Origin of the sequence: Segatella paludivivens DSM 17968 = JCM 13650 (assembly GCF_000373185.1) — a bacterium.
GTDB lineage: Bacteria > Bacteroidota > Bacteroidia > Bacteroidales > Bacteroidaceae > Prevotella > Prevotella paludivivens.
The window spans coordinates 25,992-52,013 of record NZ_KB890682.1 but is presented as its reverse complement, the minus strand read 5'-3'; the positions used below and the strand labels follow the sequence as shown (position 1 = coordinate 52,013).

The following is a 26,022-nucleotide window of genomic DNA, read 5'->3' as shown; positions in this document are numbered from 1 at the left end:
ATTATATACATAACAAAGTAAATCCATGCGTTAATCTTTTATCAACGTGTTTGTTTGACGAACAGTTATCCACTATCATCAAATCATTATTTTTAGGTATTGCAAATATTTTTCAATCATTCTACCTTTGCAAAAAAAATAAATATAGATGAAGTTTTGGATATTATTATATTCTTTCCTTTTTATTGTTTTTGCTGATGGCTTAAATGCTCAAAACATATATAAATGTAGAATTGTTGACGGAATAACAGGCGAACCTCTTGTTGGCGCAGTGATGAGAATGAGCGCTAATAAAAATACTTCTGCTGTTAGTGATATCAACGGTTATATATTTATTACACCCAAAAAGGAACTTTTGAAAGATGGCATAGACATCACATATATTGGATATAACAAACAGCATGGTATGCTTGTGAATGGCAATATATATAAACTATCTCCATCAGAAACAACAATAAATGATGTCGTTGTAACGGCTACAGAATCTCATGGAGTAACGAGTTCGTCGAAAATAGCGAAAGATGCAATGGAACATCTTCAGCCATCTAGTTTTGCAGATATACTTGAACTTCTGCCAGGTGGAATGGCTAAAGATCCGGCGTTGAACGCACCGAATGTTATATCGTTGCGTGAAGTTCCAATCACAAGTAGTGACTATTCCACATCGTCACTCGGAACATCATTTGTTATTGATGGTGCTCCAATAAGCACAAATGCGAATATGCAATATATGAACGGTGCTTGGGATACTCAAACTACATCACGTGATTTCACAAATTCGGGAGTTGACATGCGATCTATCTCAACTGATGATATTCAGAATGTAGAAATTGTGAGAGGAATTCCATCTGTGGAATACGGTGACTTGACAAGTGGTCTGGTTAAAATCAACAGACGTAAAGGCGGTAATGATGTTTCGGCTCGTTTTAAAGCAGATATGGATAGCAAACTATTTTATCTATCAAAGAGTTTCATGTGGGACCCAAGCCGTATGTCGCTAAATTTGAGTGCAGATTATTTAAGTAGCAAATCTGACCCAAGAAATATATTGGAGACATATAGTCGCATAACATTTTCTGCACGATTAAATAAAGAATGGGTATCAGACAAAAAGAAAGTTACAGCAAGTGTGAATCTAGATTATGGTGGCTCTTTCGATGATGATAAAGTAGACCCTGAATTAAACTATGGAGGAGTTGACAAATATGCATCAAAGTATAATCGCTATTCGCTGAATGGATCGCTGGATTATATCAATCTTAATCAGAAATCTATATTTAAATCTGCATCAGCTCTTATGTCTGTTTCTTATGAGAAAGATCTTTTAGACCGCACAAGATTAGTACAACTTAATAGAGAAACTCCTGCTGCAACAACAATCACGGACGGAGAACATGATGCAGTATTAATATATCCATACACCTATACAGCCAATCAAAAAGTAGATGGACAACCTTTTAGCTTATACGCAAAGGTAAATACATCTTTGGCGGTTCCTTTAAGCGGTGTATCAAATGAACTAAAACTTGGTGCAGACTGGCAGTTAGACAAGAACTATGGTAATGGACAGATATTCAATCAATTAAATCCTTTGTATCCAGGATTATCTGTTCGTCCACGTAAATATTCTGAAATACCAGCTTCGCAGATACTATCAGAATATGCAGAAGAAAATCTTGGATTATATATTGGTAGGAATAAGCTTGATGTGCAGGCAGGAGTAAGATTAAGCACTATGCTAAATCTATCAGATAAATATGCTCTACACAATAAATATTACATTGATCCTAGAATTAATCTTGGATGGACATTCCCTGCATTCAAGTTCTTAGGCAAGAAATTAACCATACAGATTGCGGGAGGATATGGTGAACATACAAAGATGCCGACAATGGATTATTTATATCCAGAACCTGTATATATGGATTTGATAGAACTAAATTACTATCATCCGAATAGAGATTATCGCAGAATTTATTTGCAGACGTATGTCAAAAATCCAACCAACTACAATATACGTGCTGCACGAAATAACAAATGGGAACTGAGAGGAGACTTTAATCTTGCAGGAAACAGGCTATCGGTTACTTATTTTAGAGAAGACATGAGTTCTGGATTTCGTTCAACGGCGATATACAATTCATACAGTTTTAAGAACTACGATGCTTCGGGCATAGATGCTAACGCATTAACATCACCACCCGATGTAGCTACATTGCCCTACACTATGCAGAATGAACTACATAGCTATACCACAACAACAAATGGTAGTCGCACCTATAAAAGGGGTATTGAGTATACGCTATCAACTATAAGATTCCCTATTGTGAACACACGTCTTACGATAAATGGCGCATGGTTTAAAACAGAATACAGCAATTCGCAGTCGATCGTGGAAATGCCTTCAAAGCTAATCGGTGGAGAAAGCTTTCAATATGCCGGTATCTATAAAGATGACGATGGATATATTAGAGAAATGGTCAACACCATTTTTACGTTTGATAGCGACATACCAAAACTGAAACTTATATTCTCTATATCAGCTCAATGCCTATGGATGACGGCATCGCAGAACAAAGAAAAGGAAAATGTACCTACACAATACATGGATAAATACGGAGTTGTTCATGATTTCACAGAAGAGGACAAAACAGATACATATCTTCAGTACTTAGTACGTAACTATAATTCTTCTTTATATGAAAGGCAAACTGTACCTTTTTGCATGAATGTGAATTTCAAAGCAACAAAGAAATTGCTTGACGACAAGTTGACCGTAGCGTTATTTGTCAACAAACTTTTGGATTACAATCCTGATTATGTGCGTAATGGTTACACAATAAGGCGTCACGTAACTCCATATTTTGGACTAGAAATGAATGTAAAAATATAGATCTATGAAAAAAAATAGACTTGGCATATTGGGTTTGGCTTTATTTATATTGAATATAACGTCTGCTTGTCATGGTGATAATGAAGATTACAATACTTCTGCAAATATCACTGTTACTGTTTCTGATAGCATTAATGTTGAAAAGATGCAGGGTACAGTTACAGTCGTTAATCTCAACAACAAGCAGTCTTACTCATCATCAGAGTTTAATGGTACATCTACATTGATAGAGGTAATGCGTGGAAGTTATTCTATCAATGTGAATGGTACAGTATTATATCATGACAGGCAGAATATAAAGCACACGAAAAGCTTTAGAGCGGCTTCAAGTTACAGTGAATTTCTTGACCATCCAGCCAAAGCTTCTGTTAACATTATATTCATGTAAATATGAAAAAAACAAGATTCATATTATCATTAGCATTACTTAGTGTTTGCACGATTGTGAGTGCAAGCGTTGAAGATACGGTAACGGCTATCAATGAGCATAATTCAATATTCGGTGATGTCCTTACTTTGCAGAAAAACAATCCTGCATTCATGAATAATGCCTACGATAGACAATATTCAGAACTACGGATATATAATGATTATGAGAAACTGAATCGCCCTATACTATATGAACTGGGAGATGGACATAATTATACTGGTATAAATATTAATTCCTACATCAAATTAAACAATACGACAACGGTATGGGGAAGTGCTTCGTATAGAAGTGGAAATAGGAAAGACGTAAAATGGAATTCTACTGCGGATTTCAGCACACTCTATCCCTATGTAATGGGCGACACACTTGGTGGAAATCTTAATAGTGAACGATATACTTTTTCGGGTGGATCAGCTACAAGAATTGGACGAATTACGATTGGAGGACTTCTTTACTTTAGGGCTGAACATGAATATCGCACAAAGGATCCTAGACCTCGCAGTATCGTAACTGATTTATCCATGCGCTTAGGTGTTTCTTATGATTTTGGAAGGTATCTTCTTGGAACTGGTTTGGGGGCTAAATTCTACAAACAGACAAACAGCGTGGAGTTTTTTAAAGAAGATGGAGTAATACCAGAATACCAAATGTTGGGACTTGGCATGTATCATCAAAGATTTTCGGGTAATAACACTTCAGCATATTACAAAGGAACAGGATTTTCTTATGATATAAATATTTCTCCAACGAAGAAAAATGGAATGTATCTATCGGCAGAATATAATTATATTCCATATAAGCGTGTTTTGCCAGATATGAATTCCTTCCCAATAACGACACTCTATTTGTATAACTACAACTGTGAGCTCGGTTGGAAAACAGTGCAGAAATTTGGTTGGAGTTGTTTTGGTGGAATCAACTACGAGAAGAGAGATGGCGATGAACATATTGCTGGTAATTCTTCTTCGGGCGAATATCTTGTACTAGCAGACATGACCATGTTTCATAGCCATAAAACGGATAGCTATATAGGTGGAGCACTGAATTTTAATGGTAGGTCGCAATGGAATTTAACAGGACGAATTGGATATATTGATTGCGCTTCTAATTATATATTTCCAATCAGCAAAATGTCTTTTTCAAAGTTATATGAACGAATTGAAGGCCAGTTTATACGCAATATAGAAAATGATATAACACTAAATTGCAGGCTATCAGCTTCATACTTTCATAACTTGAATAAAGACATCACGATGCCATACGCCTCAATGGATCATGCAAATACAAACCTAATGGAATACACATACTCAAATATAACAGATAATTATTTAATCATATCAGCAAATGTGAGAGCAGATTACACACCAGCAAATTGGAAATCATACGGAATGTTTATAGAACTTGGTGGTGGAAGATTTGAAGGAAACAATAATAATGGAAATAAAATATATTTATCAACAGGTATAACATTCTAAATTAGATAAAATGAATACAAAACAAAAATTCAGACTTATATTGGCATTTATTGCCGTAAGTGTTGTTTTCGCATCTTGCAAAGATAACGATAATGAAAATGATGTAGAACAAAATGTGAAGTTTGCAATGTCGCTCGACATGCCACTGAATATTACTTCACCATCATTGACAGGAGCCACTGCTACTCTAACCAACGTACAAACAAAGAAAACTTATGTAGCTAGCAACTTCAGAAAAGCAGGTACACAATATGTTGACACAACAGAAGTTCCTGAAGGCAACTATACGCTTGATATCAGAGGAGGAATTTCTTATAATCTTGATACAACAATAGTAAAGACATCTGTAAAGGCAACTGAAAATAATGTCATAGTAAATAAGACTGTTACTGGTAACGCTGTATCTCACAAAACAATTGCACTGAACACCTATAATGCACAGGACGGTTTTGTGATTTCAGAGATATTCTTCACCGGAACACTCACTCCTGAAGGAAAGCAATATGCCAACGATCAGTATATCAAAATAGCCAACAACAGTGATTCTGTGTTATATGCAGATGGACTAGCTTTCGTAGAGTCTTCATTCATGACTGTGTCTAAATTTGATTATACTCCCGACATTATGAATCAGGCAATGACAATAGATGCCATCTACATTATTCCAGGTAGCGGTAAAGAGCATCCTATAAAACCGGGACAAGAAATCATCCTTGCGCTAAATGCGAAGAATCATAAAGAAATCAATTCAAATTCTATGGATTTGAGTAATGCCGACTTTGAATTCTATGATGTATCTTCTAATCCTAAATTCTCAGATGATGATAATCCAAATGTACCAAATCTAGTAAATTGGTATGACTACTCAAATACATATTTCACGCTTCATAATCGTGGATATCATTCTTATGCTATTGCTAAGCCAGAAACAGACAAGGAAACTTTCCTACGCAACTATTACTACAAATATAGTTATGTGATGTCGTCAAATGGAACTTCATATACAATGAACAAAGACGGTTATAAAATGCCTAACTCATGGATTATTGACGCTGTAAATCTGAGTGTCGCTGGTTCTTATCAATGGAATGTGGTATCAGCCTCTCTTGATGCAGGATGGGCTCACTGCGGAAGTATTGACAATGATAAAACAAGATTCAGCAAGGCTGTAGTACGCAAAAAATCTGGTAACAAATTTATTGATACTAATAATTCAACAGAAGATTTTGAATCTGATGCAACACCAATATTATTAAAATAACAACCTATGAGAAGAAAAGTAATAACAGGAATACTGATTGCATTTGCAGTTATTTCACAAGCTGCCAATCAACTGCCACTAGATAAAAATGTGCGTACAGGCAAACTGCCTAATGGACTTACATATTATATACGCAACAACACACAGACACCACATGTTGCAGACTTTTACATTGCACAACGTGTGGGATCTATTCTTGAAGAAAAGCAACAACGTGGATTGGCTCATTTTCTTGAGCACATGGCTTTTAATGGGACATTGAACTTTCCAGGTGATAGTATCAAACCTGGCGTCGTAAAATGGTGTGAGAGCGTTGGAATTAAGTTCGGACAGAATCTGAATGCCTATACGAGTGTAGACGAAACTGTTTACAACATATCTTCAGCACCAGTGACAAATATGAATATAGTTGATTCATGTCTTCTCATCCTTCATGACTGGAGTCATTCCCTACTCCTCAAAGATTCAGAAATAGACAAGGAACGTGGTGTGATACATGAAGAGTGGCGTACAAGACGTGCAGGTATGGCCATACAAAGATTGATGGAAGAGGCGGCTCCCGTGATCTATAAAGGTACAAAATACGAAGATTGTCTGCCGATTGGAAACATGGATATAGTAGACCATTTTAAATATCAGGATCTAAGAGACTATTATGCAAAGTGGTATCGTCCAGACCTTCAAGCGATAATCGTTGTAGGAGATATTAACGTGGATAGTATTGAAAGTAAAATTAAGACGATCTTTGGGTCTATCCCCGCTCCTATAAATCCTGCAGAACGAGTATACTACCCTGTAAATAATAATGATTCCATCATTGTGTTCACTGCTAAGGATAAAGAGCAGCCTACAGTGAATTTCACCATCTATATGAAACGAGATGCAACGCCAAGAAGTGAACGCAATTCAGGAGCTAACTATGAGGATGGTTACAAGTCTCAACTTATCATGAAAATGCTTAACGACAGACTGAAAGAAATTGTGAAGCAATCTAATCCTCCTTTCTTGTCTTCATCAGCACGTGATGGTTCTTTCTTCTTGTCAAATACAAAAGATGCTTTTAGCAGTTCAATGATGTGCAAGCAAAACAATATAAAAGAAGGTATTGCTGCACTTATTGCAGAACTACAACGTGCACGCAATTTCGGTTTCACTCAGTCAGAACTTGACAGGGCTAAATCTGAAACATTAAGATTTGCACAGAATGCCTACAACAGTCGCGATAAGAAACGCAATGGTCATTACGTAAAAATGTGTCTACGCAATTTCTTGGATGAAGAGCCGATGATGTCTGCTGAAGATGAACTGAAGGAAGTTACAAGATTAAATTCAGAGATTAGTCTCAAAGATATTAATTCTACTGTTGGTCAGATTATTACTAACAACAATGAGGTTGTTACAATATATGGACCAGACAAAAATGGATTTACCATGCCTTCACACAACGATATTATTTCGACAATAAGAAAGGCACAAAGCAAGAAATATGAACCATATGTTGACAAAGGTATTTCTGCTAGTTTAATTTCTGGAAAGATTAAAGCTGGAAAGATTATATCAGAAAAAGATTGGAAACACGGATATAAGCTGTTTACATTATCTAATGGTATGAAGGTTTACGTTCGTCCAACAGATTTTGAAGCTGACAGAATTAATCTTTACGCATTTAGTCTTGGAGGAAAGTCTTTATATCCTGTCTCAGACATGGTTAATCTTAACTATACTACATCAGCAATAGCAGAGAGTGGTATTGGTGATTTTGATGCTACTTCTTTAGACAAAATGCTTGATGGAAAAACGGTGAAACTTTCACCCTATATTGGTGAAGAAACTGAAGGATTGAAAGGTTATAGTAATATAAAGAACATGAAGGAATTATTCCAACTTGCTCACTTATATTTTACATCACCAAGAGAAGACAAAAACGCATTTACTAGTTTGATGAATCGCCAGAGTGAATTCCTGACCAATCGTGATGCAAATCCTAATGTTTCATATAATGATTCTATTATTTCAATATTATATGGCAACAACCCAAGGATGGCACCAATAAAGAAAGAGAGCCTTCCTTTGGTTAACTATGACAGAATCATGCAAATATACAAAGAACGATTCGCAGATGCTTCAGACTTCTCTGTCATTCTTACAGGAAATATAGACATGAAGACAATTCGTCCTTTTATCTGTAATTACTTGGCTAGCTTGAAAGGTTATAACAGTAAAGAAGAAATCAAAGACAATCATGTATATATTCGTGATGCAAATGAAACCCATATTTTCCAAAAAGAACAGGCAACTCCATCTTCTTTGACAAGTGTCTTTATCAAGGCTAAGACTGAATATAATGCAGATAACTCATTACTTATTGACGTTATGAGTCAAATTCTAAGAATGATGTATACTGATAAAGTGCGTGAAGAAAAAGGTGGCACATACGGAGTAAGCGTTAACGGTGAACTTGAAAGATATCCGTATGCTGAAGCTCTTATGAAAATAAGTTTCCGTACTGATCCTGAAAAATATCAAACTCTCATCCCTATCATATATGAGCAGTTGAATATCTTGGCTAAAGATGGTCCGAGTGAGGAAAACCTGAACAAGGTAAAAGAATATGAGTATAAGACATACGGACAGGTTAAAATCACAAATGATTATTGGAATTACATAGCCTATAATGAATTGTTTAATAAAGTAGATTTAGATAACAACTACTTGCAGAGAGTGAAATCTCTAACAATAAATGACATACGCGATTTTGCAAAGAAAATGCTACAGCCGAATAATCGTATAGAAATTACAATGAAGTCAAAATAAATATTGCTAGTTAATTGTTGATAAGAACGAACTGGGACTAAATATTATTTAGTTCCAGTTTTTTTGTTTATCATATGTATGTTAGCATGTCTTATTTTGAAAAATGTTTAAAATAAGAAATGCCCACCACTAATCATACAAGTGTCTGATATATAATAATTTAGGAGTGGAGGAGACCGTGTTTCTCCACCACTGTCCTCCACTAATGATTTTAGTATAAATAAATGTCGTAGTATGTCTTGATATAATATGTAACATTAAAAGTGTAAAAATCCCTTCGTTTAAAATGTATTTATAATAATCTATTATCATATCATCTCATGAAAATAAGTTGCTTATTATCGCTTTCATCAACTTTTCAATTTACTTGCAAGAAACAGGTTAATGTATGAAATTTACAATATTGATGGTAGCATAATACATGAAGCAGTTCAATGATAAAATCACTTTTTTTGAAGCGCCGTTTAGTGATTAGGGCCCAATCACTCTGCAAAGCGTGGAGGAGAATAGAGTGATTAGACCCTAATCACTCAATGAGTGGAGGTCTCCACCACCGCTTAACGTATTCAAAGATAATTCATTACAGCAAAAGTGGAGGACATTTCGGTAAATGAACAAAAAAATAGCGTACTACTTATTATTGTAGCACGCTATTTATTATAGAAATACTTAATCCTCATATGCAAAGAGTTTTATTTACTTTTATCAATTGTAAGTGAAATATTGTTGTTATCCCAACAACGAGTCGTGCAATAATGCATGGGGCGATATCTAGAAATATAATCAATCATTTAATGAGTCATTTTTACATATAGAGGATATTCGTGATGTCTGTATATTCGTACTCCGAGCAAACATCATTTAGTCTAATGCCATGCCATTGAGACTAATTCATCCATTCATTTTAAGTTGAGTCATCAGCATTATATTGTAACTAATTCTAAAAATGAAATCGTATCTAAGTTTAACCTTATAAACGACAAACATACTTTAGATGCTGAATGTTTTACTCTTAACAACCGAATTCTTTAAATCTTACTTGAAAATGTCATGGTGCAAAGATAATATGTTTGCTAATAGGCTCCAACAGAAAAAATTTATGTATATATTGATAAAATCTATTAATTGTGATTTAACTTCAAATTAAATGTGTATTTTTGTAGAAAATAAAGAATATAATGACACTGCAACAACTTGAATATATTATCGCCGTAGATCGTTTTCGTCATTTCGGAAATGCGGCAGATTACTGTAATGTTACTCAACCAACTTTAAGTGCGATGATTCAAAAACTAGAGGATGAACTCGGAATAAAGATTTTCGACCGCCGAATGCATCCGCTAGTGCCAACCCAAATAGGACAAATTGTATTGGAGCAAGCAAAAAAGACTGTCCTTAGTTCGATGCGTATAAAAGATATCGTTAATGAACAACAGAATTCTGTTGACGGAACATTTAATCTTGGTATAATTCCTACAATAGCACCATATCTTATACCTCGTTTCTTTCCACAAATGATAAACAAGCATGCTGATATGGACGTGAGAATTACGGAAATGAAGACTGAGGATATTAAGAAAGCATTGCGCCATGGTGATATTGATGCCGGTATCGTAGCAGACCTTGACGGTATGGATGATTTTGAAAAGACCGAACTTTATTATGAGGAGCTTTTCGTATATGTATCACCAAATAATAAACTTATCAATAATGAGACCATCAAAGATAAGGATTTGAATGGTGAATTCCTATGGCTTTTGGGGGAAGGTCACTGCCTTAGCAAGCAAATGCAGAAGTTCTGCCATTTAAAACATGCAGCAATCAGTGAACGCGCATATCGTCTTGGAAGTATAGAGACTTTCATGCACATTGTTGAAGGTGGTCGAGGTGTTACTTTTATTCCAGAACTTGCCGCTACACAATTGACAGAGAATAAAAGGAAATTGGTTCGTCAATTCGCAATACCTTCTCCTACTAGAAAGATTATTATTATAACTACAAATAGTTTTATTCGTAATACTATACTTCAACTTATTGCCGAAAGTATTAAAAAAGCAATACCAGAAGATATGCTAAAGTTGAAACCTCATCAGCAACGAGTTTAATAATATTAAAGCAAATTTATTCAATCTACGATTGATAGAATTAAAGTTACTTTAAAAATAGATTTCGTGCAAATTCTATTATAGTATCCTTGCCATGGTAGAAATCTGTTGTTGTCATATCTACTTTATAATCAGGGTCTATTCCAAACTCTGTGCTTGCTTTATTTTTATCAAATATAGGACATGCAGAAAAACGAATGCTCCAACCTATGGGTATTTCACTACTGAATGGCATTCCTGCTCCACCACCTGTTTTGTCGCCAACAATCGTAACGTTTGGGCAACACTTCATATACTTCACAAACTCATTGGCTGCACTGTAAACGCTGCGGTTAGTTAGTATTATAACTGACTTCTGCCAACGTATTCCTGTACTAGGCTCTAGATATTGTTCTTCCAATGATGAGAAATCACTATGCCCCTTACCTGTTTTGTGCTGCATATATCCAACAAGAATCTTCTTGTTGGTAAATCTTGCAGCAAACTCCTCTGCACTTGTCATCATTCCACCAGTGTTATTCCTTAGGTCAATAATCAATCCACGAGTCAATAGTAAGCTTGACATTATCTCATCAAGGTTACCACTACCTAACTTGTCTTCGAAAGTAGAACAACGTATATAACCAACATTATCATCAAGTACTCGATATTTCATACCATTGGCGATTTTATAATCTGTACCAAGATATTTTGTTATAAGCGAGTCACTAATGTTACTTGGATAGTTTTCATGCCATGACCAGTTTCTTGCAACATCGAAACTAGAATACATATTAACGTGCCCATCACGCAGTTCACCAAGCATATTGCCTAAAACCTCAAAGAGTTGTCCATCAGTCATTTGGCCATTTATCTGTTTGGCATATTTTGTGTGTACTTCATTCCAATCCAGTCCATATTGTTGAGCCTTATAGTCAAAAAAACAATAATGCTGGTCTATTATATTCCAAAGAGCTTCAAAGTTTCCCTTGGGATTATCGGCATACTGATCCTCATCTACACATCCTGTCAATGAAGTGAGTGAGAATAAAACAAATAAAATCAATAATGATATATTATTATTTTTGAATATGCCTATTGAAGAATATCTCATTTTCTTACTTTAATTAGTTTAAATGTCTTTACTATTCCAATCATTATGGCGTGAGTATAGACATGCTGTTTAAGGTTGTTCACACGAGCCTGTTGAAACTCGCCAAGATATCCTATGCGGAAAGTGGAATGCAATAGCGGAAAATCAAAAGTTAGCATATTGCGCAACGAAGGGGCATTACCTGGATGCGTGAAACAGACATTATGGTCGTAGTTTCCTTCAGAGAATATCTCATAATAAGACTGCCCGTAATTAGGGCTAAACATTATTCCTGCAACAGGAACACCTATCTCATATCTTAGTTTAAAGTCACGATATGCCCCACTATGAAATGGGTTATGGAAATTATATTCAAGAGCCGCTGTTGGCACTATATTTATAAATGCACGAGCCTGTGCAGGATTATTTCCATTGCGCGTATTGTATATAAATCCAACATTTGCCTCTACGTTTCCACCAGCTTCCAACAAAAGTTGATTGCTTCCTATATTCCAAGTATTAAACAGATAATGCACACCATATTGAAAATTATAGTTGCCCGACATCTCCTTTCCGTCACCAGAACGATTATCAACATATGAAATATTACCTTGATGAACAATTTCATAGACAAATCTGTTTCCTTGTCTTTGTTTCAATGTATGACTGATATATCTAACATCTGTACCAGTATATTTTTCAGGGCTTAGATAAGTATCAAGTATATTAGTAGTTCCAACACCAAGCATCTTACTATTGGTGATAAACTTATCGCCAAATCTCAATGAGTCGGTTTGTGCATTCATACTCATGTTGCACAGTAATATAGCAGGCAACATGAGAAGAATTTTATTTTTTATCGTCTTTATTTTCATCGTCTTCAGGGAATAAGCTGAGCTGTCCTATCTGCTCATCGATTATCTGTTGCTGACTTTTACCAGCATCCGGGTCAAGATCTTCCTCTTCTTCATCTTCGTTTTCAGTGTCTTCAATTTTGGTATATTCCTCTTCATTGAATCTTGTAGGTTCAAGTTCGGTTATTGAGTCTATCTCCCAAGTAGAAATTCTCTTACCCTTTGCCTTAAATCCCTTAACTCCGATGAATTGTTCTACGTCAATTTCCTCAGCTGGTCTCACAGAGTCGTTGCCTCCATAAGAAACTTGTATTAAAGGATAATATGTATCTGTGAGCAACACGAGTTGACTATTTGCATTATCGCCCAACATATTTTGAGGTCGTTTGATTGCATCCATAGTAAATCGTTTGACATATGGATAACCTTGATTATCAGCATCATACAAAACTGCTGTCCAAACTTTATGCTGATTCCATTTCTCTATACGCAAAATATTATCAGGATAATGGTTGTTTGCATCAAAGTCTGTGATATAGAAATCACCATTTTTGAGAACTACTAGTATGCGATCTTCATCAAAGAATTCACCCAATGAATATCCATGCTCTTCGTAGTTGATTCGCTTCACATCTGGATCATACCATACCTTACGACCACCTAGAGTTGAATGTCCATGATTCTTCAGACTTATGCGATGTATTCCTACTTTAGATAGAAGATTTCCCTTTGCAGACCTAGACTTTATCATGATTTCACTAAAGTCCTTTTCACGGAATATATTCTGTCGTTTCAGTTTTGGATCAACATCAAGAGTAATCTTTATAACCTCAGCTTCTCCATTTGGATTAGCTGTGAAATACATAATTTTTGATCCAGGAGTGCCAAGTGTCAAGTAGTAATCTCTATCACGTGTTATACTAGTGACATTAAATCGCTTGATATAATAACAACCCTGTTTTCCATCCCTGTACACAACGTTGTATATGGTACGCCTATCGTTCTTCTTGAACACTTGCAACCAAATGATACCTTTACCAACAAATATCTTTTCGGCAACCTTTATAACCTTAAACAATCCGTCCTTATAAAATATAATAATATCGTCAATGTCAGAGCAGTTACATACAAACTCGTCTTTCTTCAAACCTGTACCTACAAAGCCTTCCTGACGATTGATATACAATTTTTGATTAGCTTCAACGACCTTTGTACTATCTATCGTATCAAAGCTGCGTATTTCGGTATGACGAGGATGATCGGCACCATATTTATTCTTTATAAACTTAAACCAGTTTATCGTTACATCTGTCATATGGCCAAGGTCATTGTCGATATCAGCAACTTCAGCCTTAATCCTTGCGAGGAGTTCCTCTGCCTTATCCTTATTGAACTTCAGGATGCGTTGCATCTTTATTTCCATAAGTCTGAGTATATCATCACGTGTAACGTCACGTATGAAGTCTGGCTTAAAAGGAGTAAGCTTCTCATCGACAAAAGCAATAGCCGTATCCATATCTGGAGCCTGCTCAAATTTCTTTTCTTTATATATTCGCTGCTCGATAAATATACGTTCAAGGCTCGCAAAAAATAACTGTTCAAGCAATTCTCCACGACGTATCTGAAGTTCCTTGCGCAACAGTCCCATTGTGCGTTCAGCACTATGGCGAAGCACATCACTTACAGTCAGGAAACATGGTCTATTATCTTCAATTACACAACAGTTAGGAGATATATTTATTTCACAGTCGCTGAATGCATAAAGTGCATCGATAGTCTTGTCTGACGAAACACCAGGTGCAAGATGTATCTGTATTTCTACCTCGGCAGCTGTATTGTCGTCAACACGCTTTGCCTTAATCTTTCCCTTTTCGATTGCACGAAGTATGCTATCAATAAGAGTTGTGGTAGTCTTGCTGAACGGAATTTCACGTATTATAAGAGTCTTACTGTCGAGTTTTTCTATTTTCGCACGCACCTTTAAAGCGCCACCACGTTGTCCGTCATTATACTTGCTAACATCAATAGCTCCACCTGTGGGGAAATCAGGATATAAATTGAAGTCTTCTCCGCTGAGATAGCTTATTGCGGCATCACAAATATCATTTAGGTTGTGTGGAAGAATTTTGCTGCTAAGACCTACAGCAATACCTTCAGCGCCCTGTGCTAACAATAACGGGAACTTAGCAGGGAGCGTTATTGGCTCCTTGTTACGTCCGTCATAGCTCAACTGCCAATCGGTAGTTTTAGGATTAAATACAACATCAAGCGCAAATTTAGACAAGCGTGCCTCAATATAACGTGGAGCTGCAGCACGGTCACCCGTTAGGATGTTACCCCAGTTACCCTGTGTATCGATCAGCAGATCTTTCTGTCCCATCTGCACAAGTGCATCACCAATAGATGCGTCACCATGAGGATGAAACTGCATAGTATGTCCCACGATATTAGCCACCTTGTTGTATCGTCCGTCATCCATTCTCTTCATTGAGTGTAGGATACGTCTCTGCACAGGTTTAAGTCCATCCTCAATATGCGGCACGGCACGTTCCAAAATTACGTAACTGGCATAATCTAGAAACCAATTCTTATACATGCCACTGAGGTGATGAACGGCAGATGCATCAAATTTTTCAGCCGGTTTGTAGTCGGAATGTGCACTATCCGTCAATTCCTCATCCTCATTGTTTACAATATCATTATTGTCTTTATAGTTATCGTCCATGTATGTATTTTTGTCGTAGTCTTGATTTAATCTGGAAAATAGAATGATGCAAAGATACAAAAAAAAATTGATAAATGTCTTATTTATCCTTAAAGTAGAACTAAATTAATAATTAAATAGGGCTTTTTTTATTATAAATATTGTATCTTTGCACAAAAATTTGAACACTTAGTAATTATGGCACAAGAAGATGTATTCAAGAAGATTGTAAGTCATTGTAAAGAATATGGCTTCGTCTTCCCTAGCAGTGAAATTTATGATGGACTAGCAGCTGTTTATGACTATGGTCAGAATGGTGTTGAGCTTAAAAACAATATTAAGGAATACTGGTGGAAGAGCATGGTATTGCTTCATAGCAATATCGTCGGTATTGATGCCAGTATTTTTATGCATCCTACCGTTTGGAAGGCAAGCGGCCATGTTGACGCATTCAACGATCCATTGATTGATAACCGCGACTCAAAGAAGCGTTATCGTGCCGATAACCTTATCGAGGACCAGATTGGAAAATATGAAGAAAAAATTGAGAAGGAAGTTGCAAAGGCAAAGAAGCGTTTCGGTGACTCTTTTGACGAGGCTCAATTCCGTGAGACTAATCCTCGCGTAATTGAGAACTTGAAGAAGCGCGATGATCTTCATACTAGATATGCCGAGGCTATGCAAGGTCCAGACCTTGAAGCTTTGAAGCAGATTATACTTGACGAGGAAATTGTAGACCCAATAAGCGGAACAAAGAACTGGACAGACGTGCGTCAGTTCAACTTGATGTTCTCAACAGAAATTGGTTCACTTAGTGACCAAGCAAACAAAATATACCTTCGTCCTGAAACAGCACAGGGTATATTTGTAAACTATCTTAATGTGCAGAAGACTGGTCGCATGAAGCTACCTTTCGGTATTGCACAGATAGGTAAGGCTTTCAGAAATGAGATTGTCGCACGTCAGTTCGTATTCCGTATGCGTGAATTCGAGCAGATGGAAATGCAGTTTTTCTGCCAGCCAGGAACAGAGATGAAATGGTTTGAGTATTGGAAGAAGCATCGTCTTGCATGGCATGAGGCTCTTGGTATGGGTGCAGAATGTTATCGTTTCCACGATCACGAAAAGCTAGCTCACTACGCCAATGCAGCTACAGATATAGAATTCAAGATGCCTTTTGGTTTCAAGGAAGTTGAAGGTATCCACTCTCGTACAAACTTTGACTTAAGCCAGCACGAGAAGTTCAGCGGTCGACAGATTAAGTATTTCGATCCAGAAAAGAACGAAAGCTATACTCCGTATGATGTTGAGACATCTATTGGTGTTGACCGTATGTTCCTATCTATCCTTTGTCACAGTTATACAGAAGAGCAGCTTGAGAACGGAGAGACACGCATTGTATTGAAGTTGCCAGAGGCATTAGCACCTGTTAAGTGTGCAGTATTCCCACTAGATAAGAAAGACGGTCTGCCAGAGTTGGCTCAAAAGATTGTTGACGATCTGAAGTTCCACTTCAATACTCACTATGGTGACCCTAAGGATTCTATTGGTAAGCGTTACCGCCGTCAGGATGCTGTAGGTACTCCTTTCTGTGTAACAGTAGATCATGACACACCAAAAGATCATAAAGTTACTTTGCGTTATCGTGACACAATGGAACAAGAGCGTGTTGACATTGATAATCTGCGTTCATTAATGGAAGATCGCGTAAGCATTACAAATCTCCTTAAGAAACTGAATATAGACTAATGAAAAAATATCATATATTATATATCATGTTGCTAGTGATGTCAATCGCAGGATTGTCATCATGCAGCGAAAATAGCAACACTGTAGATGAGTATCCTAACTGGCAAGCTACAAACGAAAGCAAATTCAACAGCATTTATGCTGAGGCTGTGAAATATGTAGCATCAGGCAGTGATTCATGGAAGGTCATTAAGAAATGGTCTTATCAGGATAGTATTCATAATAATCCTGAAGATTATATCGTGGCCCAAGTGATAGCGAAGGGTACAGGTACAACAAGTCCGATATACACCGACTCAGTGCGCGTGCATTATGAAGGTCGTCTGCTACCTTCTACAAGCTATTCAGAAGGATACGTATTCGACAAGAGTTGGAATACTGATGAATATAATGCCTCAACAAACGTACCGGTAAAGTTTGCAGTTAGTAATGTTGTTGACGGTTTTGCCACCGCATTGCAGAATATGCATGTAGGCGACAGATGGAAAGTTTATATTCCATATCAGTTAGGCTATGGTACAAGCGGTAGCACAGGAATTCCAGGATATTCTACACTTATATTCGATATTACGCTAGTGAGCTATTATCATGTTGGCGTAACTGTCCCTACTTTCAAAGCTAAAGCTACAGATAACACCTGGATAGATAAATAAGAAGACTTTTTTGATATATAATATATAATAAGGTATATGCGGTGATCTACTATAAGTAGGTCACCGCTTTTCATAATACAAAATATGAATGTAAACATGTACAATACAATATAAATAGCACTGTGCGCGAACACACATCTTGATATATATCAAGAATACTTGTTTTTTAAGAATAAAAAGATACAAAAATATTATCGGATGATTTATAGTTACTATCTTTGCATCGTCTAAAGACAAGGTAATTTGATTAAGGATAACGCTGGGTATTGGTTAAGGTAAAGAGAATTCAGGTAAAGGTATTAGTAGAAGCCTATTATAAGGCACTTCATTATTTTACAATTAGTGTATAAGTTTTTTTAGAGGTTTATAAAGATTGCTTCAGATACGGATAACAGATTATATAGAGAAGACAATAGTATTAGTATAAATTTGAGAGTAGCGATTCCAAAGATCTGGAATCGTTTTTTTTTGTGCATTTCTGTAATAGTGGTAGTTTAAAAACAAACTATAATTTTGAAATTCAATGTATTTACAGTAATTTTGCAGTTTCAATAGATATTTATGTTAAGCAACAGAAAAAGCGATGCTTTATTAGCAAAGATTAGGAATGGCAGCCCTATGACCCAACGAGAGAAGCTCAATCTTATTATAGGATTAAGTGTACCCTCTATGTTGGCACAAATAACATCAGTAATGATGTTTTTTATAGATGCAGCAATGGTTGGTCATCTTGGCGCAGAAGCATCTGCAAGCATTGGTATTATTGAGAGTACCACATGGCTCATGGGTAGCATGCTTGGCGCTTTATCTACGGGCTTTTCAGTTCAAGTAGCACACTTCATTGGTGCCAACGACTTCTTCAAGGCTCGCCAAGTGTTTCGTCATGCATTGATATGCGGATTAATTTTCAGTCTGCTGATGATGAGTATTGGAATAGCAATACACACTCATTTACCATATTGGTTAGGTGGCGGTTCTGACATCGCAGGAAATTCATCAGCCTACTTCCTCATATATTCATTTGCATTACCATTCGTGCTTCTATACTTTATGTCTTCATCCATGTTGAAATCATCAGGCAATATGAAGATTCCAAGTATACTTTCTGTCGCAATGTGTTTACTTGATGTGGTATTCAACTACATATTCATCTATGTATTTAAATTAGGAGTTGCCGGAGCCGCATTGGGTACGCTGATGGCTTATGTTGTTACTGTACTTCCTATGGTATGGCAAGCAACTTGCAAAAGTAAGATTTTGGCACTTCATCTAGATAAGATGAAATTCTATTGGAATTGGGACTACGTACGCAATGCTGCAAAGATAAGTGGACCTATAGCTTTGCAGGCTATGCTCATGAGTGGTGCTCAAGTTATAAGTACCATGATTGTAGCGCCATTGGGCAACATAGCAATTGCAGCCAACTCTTTTGCAATAACGGTAGAGAGCCTATGCTATATGCCAGGATATGGTATCGGTGATGCAGCAAGTACTTTAGTTGGTCAAACTTTTGGCGCAGGACGAAAAGATCTTTGCAAGAGTTTTGCCCACATGACAGTAGGACTTGGAATGGCAGTAATGGCATTCATGGGAATTATAATGTATATATTTGCTCCAGAGATGATGTCTATTCTATCTAGTGTAAGCTCAATACAAAATCTTGGTGTGCAATGTCTTCGCATTGAGGCTTTCGCTGAGCCTTTCTTTGCGGCAAGTATCGTTACTTACAGCGTCTGTGTTGGTGCAGGCGATACATTCAAGCCCGTGCTCATCAATTTATGTACCATGTGGGGCGTACGTCTAACGATGGCATACGTATTGGCTTCAAGATATGGATTAAAAGGTGTATGGTTTGCCATGGCAACAGAACTAACAGCACGTGGAATATTATTCCTGATACGCCTTATGCGTGGAAAATGGTTAAACAGACCTGCTATTAAGCATGTATAAATAAGAAAATGGGATTTGAATAATGATTCAAATCCCATTTTCTATTATATTTAATGCAAGCAGATATTACTTTTTATTTTCTATTGCCTGCATGATAAGTCCTTCAAGTTCATCACATAGTTCTGGATTATCCTTCAACAAAGTTTTTGTAGCATCGCGTCCCTGAGCTAGTTTAGAACCATTATAGCTGAACCAACTACCGCTCTTTTGAATAACACCATGCTCAACACCCAAGTCTACAATTTCACCAACCTTACTGATACCCTCACCGAAAGTTATTTCAAATTCTGCCTTTCGGAAAGGAGGCGCAACCTTGTTCTTAACAACTTTCACACGCACCTGATTACCAACAACCTGATCACCATCCTTGATGCTAGTAACACGACGTATATCAAGGCGAACACTACTATAGAACTTCAATGCGTTACCACCAGTTGTAGTTTCTGGATTTCCAAACATCACACCAATCTTTTCACGCAACTGGTTGATAAATACACAACAAGTATTTGTCTTACTTATTGTAGAAGTGAGCTTACGCAAAGCTTGACTCATAAGTCTGGCCTGAAGACCAACTACATTGTCACCCATATCCCCTTCTATTTCTTTCTTAGGAGTAAGAGCAGCAACAGAGTCGATAACAAGAATATCAACAGCACTTGAACGAATTAGTTCATCAGCTATTTGCAAAGCCTGCTCTCCGTTATCTGGTTGACTGACCCAAAGATTATCTACATCTACGCCCAACTTTTGTGCATAGAATCGATCAAAGGCATGTTCCGCATCTATGAAAGCAGCTATACCACCTAACTTCTGAGCTTCAGCGATAGCGTGAATGGCGAGAGTCGTCTTACCAGAAGATTCAGGACCATAGATTTCTATAACACGTCCACGAGGATAACCACCAACACCAAGAGCAGCGTTTAGTCCCATACTACCTGTTGGTATGATATCTACATTTTCGACTTTTTCATCCCCCATTCTCATGATGGAACCTTTGCCGAAATCTTTTTCTATTTTAGACATAGCTGCCTGCAAAGCTTTCAATTTATCGCTTTGGGCTGCAGCCTGATCTGTTTCTTTTGCCATAATAATATAGTATTGAAGTCTACCTTAATATGATATAAGGTAGACTATTTTATTAAAATTTGATTATAATTCCAAATCACCATCAAACTCCTCATACCAAGGAAGTCCCTGCTTATTTAGCTGTTCCATGAATGGGTCTGGATCAAAGTCCTCAACATTCCACACACCAGCCTTTTTCCATATACCTTTTACAAACATCATTGCGCCTATCATTGCAGGAACACCAGTTGTGTAGCTCACACCCTGCATACCAGTTTCCTTGTATGCCTCATGATGCTTACAATTATTGTAAACATAATATGTATGTTCTTTGCCATCTTTGATACCACGTATACGACAACCTATACTGGTCTCGCCCTCATAGTTTTCACCAAGTTCCTGAGGATTAGGCAATACAGCTTTGAGAAATTGCAACGGAACAATCTTCACACGAGTAGTCTTTCCTGAGCCATCTGCTAGAGGTGCTTCATATTCAACTTCGTCGATACGTGACATTCCGATATTCTGAATAACGTCAAGATAGTTAAGATACTGCTGACCGAAAGTCATCCAGAAGCGAGCCTGCTTGATAGTAGGATAGTTCTTTACAAGACTTTCAAGTTCCTCGTGATGCATAAGATAACTATCACGTGGACCAATGTTAGGGTATGTAAGATCTTTATGAACAGCCAAAGGATCTGTTTCAATCCATTGTCCGTCCTTATAATACAATCCTTTTTGAGTGATTTCACGTATATTAATCTCTGGGTTGAAGTTTGTTGCAAAAGCCTTGTGATGATTTCCTGCATTGCAGTCTACGATGTCAAGATATTGAATTTCATCGAAGTGATGCTTTGCTGCATAAGCAGTATATATTCCGCTTACTCCAGGATCAAAACCACATCCAAGGATAGCGGTCAGCCCAGCTTTTTCAAATTTATCCTTATAAGCCCATTGCCAGCTATATTCAAAGTGAGCCTCATCTTTTGGTTCATAGTTGGCTGTATCAAGATAGTTGCATCCACAAGCCAGACATGCATCCATAATAGTAAGGTCCTGATAAGGCAAAGCCAGATTAATTACGAGTTCGGGTTTGAAACTATTGAAAAGGGTCTTCAACTGTTCAACATCGTCAGCATCCACCTGAGCAGTCTTGATATCCATGTTCAGACCAGCTTTGTGAATAGACTCAACCAGTTTGTCGCATTTCGCCTTGCGACGAGAAGCAATCATAAACTCAGAAAACACATCTGTGTTCTGGGCAATTTTAAAAGCCGCTACTGTAGCAACGCCACCGGCTCCAATCATTAAAACTCTACTCATATTTATATCTTTTATTTTTTATTCTACTTATTTGCCGTTGATTTCATCAGCACGAATACCAAGAGCATTCATCAACGAATATCCCAATATCTCCTGACGGAAATTACCACCTTCAATAGGTTGCATAGCAAACATAGTGATTCGTTTGTTGTCATCATCCACATTACGCAGCAAACTTCTTATCCGAGAACATATATCACTATTTTCAGTGTCAGGAATAATCATAACTTTCTTCACTTCCTCATGCTGCAATACGGTCTTGAGCACATTCTCAATATACTCATCTTTATTCACCACATCGCCTACTTCAACTGAAGTAAATGTAAACTCACCGAGTTTATCGTCATTGAAAGCTTTTGAATTTAAATCCTTTTCATAATCAGAAGGCTTGAAATTGTCCAAGGATGTATTTTTCTTCTCATGAGCAAGTACTATCTGAGTATCGTTTTTACCCTCACGTACACCTCCATCAAGAGCGACACAAACAGCCCATTGGCTAAGGTCAGCTTTTGGAACGGCACGTCCAATCATACGCTCGAAATTTACGATAAGGTTGAAAGCTACAGAATCCACATAATCAGCATCTGCAATAATTATGTTTTCGCTCATCTTTACATTGTCAGTATTTGGAGTATTCATGCTACAAAGATAATAGAAACGAACGTAAATGCAAAGGAAAATTTGTTTTTAATTTTGCATTTCCACTCATTTGAAGTATCTTTATTAATAAGACACACCACATCTTAACAATAAAAATAAATAAAATTAATTTTGTATTATCTTCGATTTATATTACCTTTGTCAGTGAACTAAAAAACAAATTACTCATAACTACAAATTAATAATTAGGAAAATGAGTTCTTTAACAATCGCTATTGTTGTGGTATTCGTTCTGGGCTATCTATTTATAGCCCTTGAGAGTATTACAAAAGTCAACAAAGCAGCCGTAGCGCTGCTCATGTTTGTTGCATGTTGGGCACTGTTCATGGTCAATCCGGGGAGTTACATTTCTGGATTTACTGGCAATGAATTGGTTAATGAAGCATGCAATGCAATTGAACGACACTTGGGAAGCACCAGTACTACCTTATTCTTCCTTATGGGGGCAATGACTATCGTTGAGATTGTCGACCAAAATGGAGGATTCAATTGGGTTCAAAGCAGAATGTTTACTAAGAGTAAGCGAGGATTGCTATGGAAAATAGCCTTTATGACATTCTTTCTTTCGGCAATTCTCGACAACCTCACCACAAGTATCGTGATGATTATGATCTTGCGCAAGTTGGTTCACGACCATAAGGATCGCATAATCTATGCATCCCTAGTTATAATAGCCGCCAATGCCGGTGGAGCTTTCTCCCCTATTGGCGATGTTACCACTATCATGCTATGGAACAAGGGCGTGATAACATCTCTGGGCATCATATCAGAAGTATTTGTACCTGCAGTAGTTTCACTCATAATTCCGGCTTTGATATTACAGACTCAGCTAAAAGGCGAACTAGTAAACTATAATGCCAACACTCATGAAAGTCTTGATGAAAACAGATTGGATTTTTCCAACATAGAGCGCAAAATAATATTCTTCATTGGTGTAGGCGGTTTGATGTTTGTACCCGTATTCAAGTCACTGACAAACCTTCCTCCATTTATTGGAATACTCTTTGTCCTTGGTGTGCTTTGGACTATCACAGAAATATTCTATCACCGTTTGCATAAGGTAAATTCCGAAGTCACATTCCAGAAAAGGGTAAGCAACTTATTGTCTCGCATAGATATGACAACGATACTTTTCTTCCTCGGTATATTGATGGCTGTTGCATGTCTTGAAGAAGTTGGAATACTCACATCGCTTGGTTCAACTCTTAATACAACATTCCATGGTAATCACTATATAGTAACTGGCATTATCGGTGTCGTGTCAAGCATCGTTGACAATGTTCCTTTGGTTGCAGGATGTATGGGAATGTATCCAATAGCACCTACTGGCGATATTGCCGTTGACGGCTTGTTCTGGCAGCTTCTTGCGTATTGTGCAGGAGTCGGTGGAAGCATATTAATCATTGGCAGTGCTGCTGGAGTTGTTGTAATGGGATTGGAGAAAATAACATTCGGTTGGTACATGAAGAAAGTCAGCTGGATAGCCTTTGTCGGATATATTGCTGGCATTCTCAGCTATTGGCTCATAAGGACTTACTTTTTTGCAACACCGCTATAACTATAAAGACGAAGGCTGATGAAATTTCATCAGCCTTTCCTATTTTATTTCTGCAAGAAGAAAGTAAACATAAGTCCACCCTCTTTTCTATTTTCAACTTTTATCATTCCTTTATGAAGAAGCACTGCATTCTTTACTATAGCTAGTCCTAGACCAGTACCTCCCATCTTTCGACTTCGTCCCTTGTCAACTAGATAGAAACGCTCAAATAGTCGTGCCAAATGCTCATGTCTAACTCCAATGCCATTATCTTTGAATACAAACTGCCATTGATTTATATTGTCAGTTGCACTTAAAGTGATCTCTGTCCCTACTCCAGCATAGGCAATAGCATTATCTGTAAGATTGCGGAATATGCTATATACCAAACTTTGACTACCATTGATAACAATATTGTCAGGCAATAGATTGTTAAACTTCATCTGTTTTTCACTAAGCTGCAATTCCGTGTCCTTAATAATATCCTTAACCGTCTGCGATATGTTCACACTAGTAAAGTCTATCAAATGAGGAGCGTCATCCATACGATTCAGCGTAGATATATCTTGCAATAATGCTGTGAGCCTCTGACTTTGTGCATAACACCTCTGCATAAACTGCAATCTTGTTTCCTCGTTTATGTTAGGATTATTTAGGATCGTCTCTAGATATCCCTGTATACTTGCAACAGGAGTCTTCAGTTCATGCGCAACATTCTGAGTCAACTGCCGTTTAAGCATATTCTGTTCCTTACGCGTAGACTGCAATCGTTTATACAACTTAATAATTTTCTCAGCAATTTCACCAAGTTCATCACCAGGAAATTCCATAAGATCTTCTGTGTCAAGACTCTCATTATGGTCGGCTTTACTTGCGAAGCTGCGTAGTTTAGTGATATTTCGTCCTAGTGGACCAGTAAACTTATACAATACTAATGTAAGAATAACTATTGCAGTAAGAGAAAACCAGATGTAATGCTGATCTGTTTTAAGCGATTCAGAAAGATTGTTGTCATAAGGCATCGCACTGCGTATTATGTAACCATCTTTTTTAAAATATGTAGCAGAATAGAAATAATGCCTTTTTAGGGTACTACTGGTACGGTCAATTTCAGAACCAGAGCCATATTTAAGAGCAGCTTTTACTTCCTTCCTGTTTGAATGGTTGCTAAAGTTGGCATAGTCCTTCCGTATATTATCAAAGATAACCTTTCCGTCAGGCTTAATAAGTGTCACTCTAAGGTCTGGTATTTTATTTCTCTTAACGTATCCAGAAAGAGTCTTTTCGTCATTTTTCCCGATATAGTGCAACGCATCATCCATACTCTCGTTAAAAGCTTGTAGACGTATTTCAAGATTGTCTATCTTGTATTGCTTTTCTCTGACATGCTGAAACAGCGTGAAAGCCACAGCAAAAGAGAGAAAAACAAACATAACGGTCAGATGAAGCTTTGTTCCTACCGATATTCTCTTCATTC

Annotated in this window: 17 protein-coding genes; 10 read left to right on the top strand and 7 right to left on the bottom strand. The window is 37.1% G+C overall.

From position 1 onward, the window contains the following. Positions 1–148 precede the first annotated feature (148 nt). The 6 genes from B045_RS0111875 to B045_RS0111850 all read left to right on the top strand — a co-directional run bounded on the left by B045_RS0111875 (position 149) and on the right by B045_RS0111850 (position 10,978). Positions 149–2,893 (top strand): TonB-dependent receptor, encoded by a 2,745-nt coding sequence (locus B045_RS0111875; RefSeq protein WP_018464477.1) that lies wholly within the window; start codon positions 149–151, stop codon positions 2,891–2,893. 4 nt (positions 2,894–2,897) lie between these two features. Continuing rightward, positions 2,898–3,281, top strand: a complete 384-nt coding sequence (locus B045_RS0111870; RefSeq protein ID WP_018464476.1) for a hypothetical protein — start codon at positions 2,898–2,900, stop codon at positions 3,279–3,281. A gap of 2 nt (positions 3,282–3,283) precedes the next feature. Beyond that, positions 3,284–4,798 carry a DUF6850 family outer membrane beta-barrel protein gene (locus B045_RS14680; RefSeq protein ID WP_025883616.1) on the top strand — a complete coding sequence of 505 codons (1,515 nt, stop codon included), beginning with the start codon at positions 3,284–3,286 and terminating at the stop codon, positions 4,796–4,798. Between the two features lie 10 nt (positions 4,799–4,808). Next, positions 4,809–6,059 (top strand): DUF4876 domain-containing protein, encoded by a 1,251-nt coding sequence (locus B045_RS0111860; RefSeq protein ID WP_018464474.1) that lies wholly within the window; start codon positions 4,809–4,811, stop codon positions 6,057–6,059. Between the two features lie 6 nt (positions 6,060–6,065). Continuing rightward, on the top strand, positions 6,066–8,873 hold the full coding sequence (locus B045_RS0111855; protein ID WP_018464473.1) for a M16 family metallopeptidase: 2,808 nt from the start codon (positions 6,066–6,068) through the stop codon (positions 8,871–8,873). A 1,178-nt stretch (positions 8,874–10,051) separates the two neighbouring features. Continuing rightward, on the top strand, positions 10,052–10,978 hold the full coding sequence (locus B045_RS0111850; protein ID WP_018464472.1) for a hydrogen peroxide-inducible genes activator: 927 nt from the start codon (positions 10,052–10,054) through the stop codon (positions 10,976–10,978). A 46-nt stretch (positions 10,979–11,024) separates the two neighbouring features. On the opposite strand, the gene B045_RS0111845 is transcribed toward B045_RS0111850, so the two are convergent. From B045_RS0111845 to B045_RS0111835, 3 genes are read right to left on the bottom strand one after another with little or no spacing between them, the layout of a single operon-like run. Beyond that, positions 11,025–12,071, bottom strand: coding sequence for a S41 family peptidase (locus B045_RS0111845; RefSeq protein ID WP_018464471.1), 1,047 nt, complete (start codon positions 12,069–12,071; stop codon positions 11,025–11,027). Next, positions 12,068–12,925, bottom strand: coding sequence for a DUF3316 domain-containing protein (locus B045_RS0111840; protein ID WP_018464470.1), 858 nt, complete (start codon positions 12,923–12,925; stop codon positions 12,068–12,070). Before B045_RS0111840 ends, B045_RS0111845 begins: the two co-directional genes overlap by 4 nt. Further along, a complete protein-coding gene (locus B045_RS0111835) occupies positions 12,900–15,629 on the bottom strand; it encodes a DNA gyrase/topoisomerase IV subunit A (protein WP_018464469.1) in 2,730 nt (909 codons plus the stop codon). The genes B045_RS0111840 and B045_RS0111835 overlap by 26 nt, the downstream gene beginning before the upstream one ends. Positions 15,630–15,806: 177 nt before the next feature. On the opposite strand from B045_RS0111835, the gene B045_RS0111830 reads away from it, so the two are divergent. From B045_RS0111830 to B045_RS0111820, 3 genes are all read left to right on the top strand, one after another. Continuing rightward, positions 15,807–17,357, top strand: a complete 1,551-nt coding sequence (locus tag B045_RS0111830) for a glycine--tRNA ligase (RefSeq protein WP_018464468.1) — start codon at positions 15,807–15,809, stop codon at positions 17,355–17,357. Continuing rightward, positions 17,357–18,010, top strand: a complete 654-nt coding sequence (locus tag B045_RS0111825; RefSeq protein ID WP_018464467.1) for an FKBP-type peptidyl-prolyl cis-trans isomerase — start codon at positions 17,357–17,359, stop codon at positions 18,008–18,010. The genes B045_RS0111830 and B045_RS0111825 overlap by 1 nt, the downstream gene beginning before the upstream one ends. Before the next feature lie 561 nt (positions 18,011–18,571). Then, entirely contained in the window at positions 18,572–19,960 is a 1,389-nt protein-coding gene (locus B045_RS0111820) for an MATE family efflux transporter (protein WP_018464466.1), read from the top strand. A gap of 66 nt (positions 19,961–20,026) precedes the next feature. Here B045_RS0111820 and recA read toward each other — a convergent pair whose 3' ends face one another. The 3 genes from recA to B045_RS0111805 all read right to left on the bottom strand — a co-directional run bounded on the left by recA (position 20,027) and on the right by B045_RS0111805 (position 22,987). Further along, positions 20,027–21,046 (bottom strand): recombinase RecA, encoded by a 1,020-nt coding sequence (recA, locus tag B045_RS0111815; RefSeq protein WP_018464465.1) that lies wholly within the window; start codon positions 21,044–21,046, stop codon positions 20,027–20,029. Between the two features lie 63 nt (positions 21,047–21,109). Further along, a complete protein-coding gene (locus tag B045_RS0111810) occupies positions 21,110–22,348 on the bottom strand; it encodes a saccharopine dehydrogenase family protein (RefSeq protein WP_025883611.1) in 1,239 nt (412 codons plus the stop codon). A gap of 27 nt (positions 22,349–22,375) precedes the next feature. Then, positions 22,376–22,987, bottom strand: a complete 612-nt coding sequence (locus tag B045_RS0111805) for a DUF6621 family protein (RefSeq protein WP_018464463.1) — start codon at positions 22,985–22,987, stop codon at positions 22,376–22,378. Positions 22,988–23,201: 214 nt separating this feature from the next. Between B045_RS0111805 and nhaD the strand changes: the two genes are divergently transcribed. After that, positions 23,202–24,566 (top strand): sodium:proton antiporter NhaD, encoded by a 1,365-nt coding sequence (gene nhaD / locus B045_RS0111800; RefSeq protein ID WP_018464462.1) that lies wholly within the window; start codon positions 23,202–23,204, stop codon positions 24,564–24,566. Positions 24,567–24,610: 44 nt separating this feature from the next. Here the strand turns inward: nhaD and B045_RS0111795 are convergent, their stop codons facing one another. Further along, on the bottom strand, positions 24,611–26,020 hold the full coding sequence (locus B045_RS0111795) for a sensor histidine kinase (protein WP_018464461.1): 1,410 nt from the start codon (positions 26,018–26,020) through the stop codon (positions 24,611–24,613). Positions 26,021–26,022 lie beyond the last annotated feature (2 nt).

Coding starts and splice junctions, on each gene's coding strand:
- B045_RS0111875 (WP_018464477.1), top strand. CDS start 149: ATGAAGTTTTGGATATTATTATATTCTTTCCTTTTTATTGTTTTTGCT.
- B045_RS0111870 (WP_018464476.1), top strand. CDS start 2,898: ATGAAAAAAAATAGACTTGGCATATTGGGTTTGGCTTTATTTATATTG.
- B045_RS14680 (WP_025883616.1), top strand. CDS start 3,284: ATGAAAAAAACAAGATTCATATTATCATTAGCATTACTTAGTGTTTGC.
- B045_RS0111860 (WP_018464474.1), top strand. CDS start 4,809: ATGAATACAAAACAAAAATTCAGACTTATATTGGCATTTATTGCCGTA.
- B045_RS0111855 (WP_018464473.1), top strand. CDS start 6,066: ATGAGAAGAAAAGTAATAACAGGAATACTGATTGCATTTGCAGTTATT.
- B045_RS0111850 (WP_018464472.1), top strand. CDS start 10,052: ATGACACTGCAACAACTTGAATATATTATCGCCGTAGATCGTTTTCGT.
- B045_RS0111845 (WP_018464471.1), bottom strand. CDS start 12,071: ATGAGATATTCTTCAATAGGCATATTCAAAAATAATAATATATCATTA.
- B045_RS0111840 (WP_018464470.1), bottom strand. CDS start 12,925: ATGAAAATAAAGACGATAAAAAATAAAATTCTTCTCATGTTGCCTGCT.
- B045_RS0111835 (WP_018464469.1), bottom strand. CDS start 15,629: ATGGACGATAACTATAAAGACAATAATGATATTGTAAACAATGAGGAT.
- B045_RS0111830 (WP_018464468.1), top strand. CDS start 15,807: ATGGCACAAGAAGATGTATTCAAGAAGATTGTAAGTCATTGTAAAGAA.
- B045_RS0111825 (WP_018464467.1), top strand. CDS start 17,357: ATGAAAAAATATCATATATTATATATCATGTTGCTAGTGATGTCAATC.
- B045_RS0111820 (WP_018464466.1), top strand. CDS start 18,572: ATGTTAAGCAACAGAAAAAGCGATGCTTTATTAGCAAAGATTAGGAAT.
- recA (WP_018464465.1), bottom strand. CDS start 21,046: ATGGCAAAAGAAACAGATCAGGCTGCAGCCCAAAGCGATAAATTGAAA.
- B045_RS0111810 (WP_025883611.1), bottom strand. CDS start 22,348: ATGAGTAGAGTTTTAATGATTGGAGCCGGTGGCGTTGCTACAGTAGCG.
- B045_RS0111805 (WP_018464463.1), bottom strand. CDS start 22,987: ATGAATACTCCAAATACTGACAATGTAAAGATGAGCGAAAACATAATT.
- nhaD (WP_018464462.1), top strand. CDS start 23,202: ATGAGTTCTTTAACAATCGCTATTGTTGTGGTATTCGTTCTGGGCTAT.
- B045_RS0111795 (WP_018464461.1), bottom strand. CDS start 26,020: ATGAAGAGAATATCGGTAGGAACAAAGCTTCATCTGACCGTTATGTTT.